The sequence below is a fragment of the Micromonospora endophytica genome (assembly GCF_003236305.1).
GTDB classification, from domain to species: domain Bacteria; phylum Actinomycetota; class Actinomycetes; order Mycobacteriales; family Micromonosporaceae; genus Micromonospora; species Micromonospora endophytica.
Map to the genome: position 1 here is coordinate 1 of NZ_POTX01000438.1, position 2177 is coordinate 2177.

1 protein-coding gene and 1 pseudogene are annotated in these 2177 nt (G+C 68.8%); both read right to left on the reverse strand.

Annotated elements, in window-relative coordinates; genetic code table 11:
- Nucleotides 1-463: pseudogene (locus tag C1I93_RS30240) on the reverse strand (hypothetical protein); the annotation flags it as partial.
- A gap of 362 nt (nt 464-825) precedes the next feature.
- The gene (locus tag C1I93_RS30245) at nt 826-2013 is read right to left on the reverse strand and encodes a right-handed parallel beta-helix repeat-containing protein (protein WP_111246644.1); all 1188 of its coding nucleotides are present in this window, start codon (nt 2011-2013) and stop codon (nt 826-828) included.
- Nucleotides 2014-2177 lie beyond the last annotated feature (164 nt).

Genomic DNA, 2177 nt, shown 5'->3' on the forward strand with positions numbered 1-2177 from the left:
CGCCCGGCGCGAGTGGTGGAACCTGGGGGGCCGGGTTCGCCGGCGCACCGATGGGGGCGGCCGGGCCGGAGTCGGGGTTACCCAGGCCGCCGCCTTCGGTGCGCGGGTTCAAGCCGGGCCGGACGACAGAGTCGGCGGTCGGGCTCGCCGAGATGGCCCCGACACCCCGTACGTCGGATCCGGTGCCGTCCGGGCCGGGCAGCCAGCCGCTGTCGGCCTGCTCAGCCCCGGCATTGTCGGGATAGGGCACCCCGGCAACGAACTCGCCGCGGATCGATTCCTCAGGACTTCCGGCGCGGAGCGCCACCACCCCGATGAGTACGGCGATGACGATCAGAGCCACGCCGCCGACCAGGTGCGTACGTCGTGGGTCGGTGCGGCCGGCGACCGCACCCTGGCTGACCGCAGTGACCTGCGGTGTTTCGTCGTGAGAATGCTGCTCGACGGCGGGTTCCCCGGTCACCCGGATCACCCCGACGGCCCTACCCGCTTCGGTGGCGGCAGCCGAGTGCCGGGCGGCCGACGACGACGCCGTGAGCCGTCGGGCGGCTCTGGCGGACCGGTGCTGTCGGGTGTCGGCGTCCCGCCGACCAGATGTTGGCGGAGTGGGCTCCGCACCGGGCCGACCCGTTGTCCCGGAGAGCCAGCCACCTATCCGCAGGTGTGACCGGTCGTTGCCATTGTGGGGCATGGGTGTTCTCCTGCTGTTTCCGCGCACGCGACCGCCCCGGACATGATCAAGGGGCTGCGGCGGAAACACTCTCACCTTTGTCGGGTTGATGCCAGTACCACCGCCTAATCGTGATCAAGCATTTTGGCACCGGGTCACTGGAAGCAGGCTCCGACGGGAGCCTTGTTGGCCGGGCGCAGGAAGGTCGACGAAGGGATGGCACCGGTGGCGGTACGCGGCCCGGTGATGGTGGCCGGGTTGGTGCTGGCAAGCGACCAGCTGCCGCCGAGATCCCACGAGTTGCCGCTGCCGTGCGAGTTGGCCCCCAGCGACACGTTTGTGCCGTTGCCGACCGCCAGGTTGCCGGTCAGCGTGCTGGTGGAGCGGCTGAAGTCGAACCCGGCGCCCGGGTTGTTCCACGCGGTGTTGCGCTCGATCCGGTGCTGGCCGGGGTTGTTGTTGTCGATGAAGCCACCGACCGCGTTGTTCCAGGCCATGCTGTTGCGTACGGTGTGGTCCGCGGCCACCTGGTTGCCGCCCAGTTTGAAGCCGTTGCCGTCACCCGTGTAGTCCGGCAGGTTCCACCTGTTGAAGCCGTTTCCCCAGGCCAGGCTCGCTTCGGTGCGGATGGGCGAGCTGAACATCCAGTAGTCCAGCCCGTCGTCGGAGTTGTTCCACAGCCGGGCGCCGCGCACCACGTTGCCGGTGCCGGAGCCCTCCTTGATGGCCAGGCCGTCGGCGCTCTCACCGTTCTTGCGCGGGTCCCGGTTACCGTACGCGTCCAGGTTGATGATCTGGTTGTTGCTCGACGAACCCTGGATGTGCAGGCCCGACTCGTAGTTGTCCCGGGTCACCAGCCGTTCGAAGACACCGTTGTTGACGTCCAGGCCGAAGATCCCGTACGGGCCGTTGATGATTTCCAGGCCGATCAGCCGCCACCAGTCGCCCTCGATGTGGATGGCTCCCCGCTGCGGCCGGGGGATGCTGCCGCCCACCGGGGCCGGCGTGTGCGGCATGTTCTCCCCGTCGATGATGACCCGCTCGTTACGGTGATTGCGCAACGTGATCGGCTGGCTCGACGTGCCGTCGGCGAGCAGCTGGATGTTGCTGCTGGGAGCGTACGTCCCGCCGCGCAGATAGATGGTGTGGCCAGGCTGGGCGAGGTCGACGGCGCGTTGAATGCTCGCCAGCGGCGCGGCAAGGGTGCCCGGGTTGTCGTCGTTGCCGTTGGTGGCGACAAAGAGCGCAGCAGCCGGCGGGGCGGCCGTTGCGGGTCCGGCTGCTGGCACCACGACGGCGCTGGCGGCGAGCAGGATTCCGGCGGTGAACGGCTTCCACTTCATGACGTTTCTCCACGGTTGACTGAGGACCGCCGGAGGCGGTCGACCCGACCGGCCGACGCAGCTCCGCCCAACGAGCCACAGCGACGCGATACCACGTCCCGGCACCGGGAAAGCGCTTTCCCGCCCTCCGATGCTAACCACCCCATCCACCAAAGTCAATCTCC

What these genes read in the sequence shown, in the direction of transcription:
- C1I93_RS30245 (WP_111246644.1), bottom strand. Translation starts at nt 2,013, where the DNA reads ATGAAGTGGAAGCCGTTCACCGCCGGAATCCTGCTCGCCGCCAGCGCC.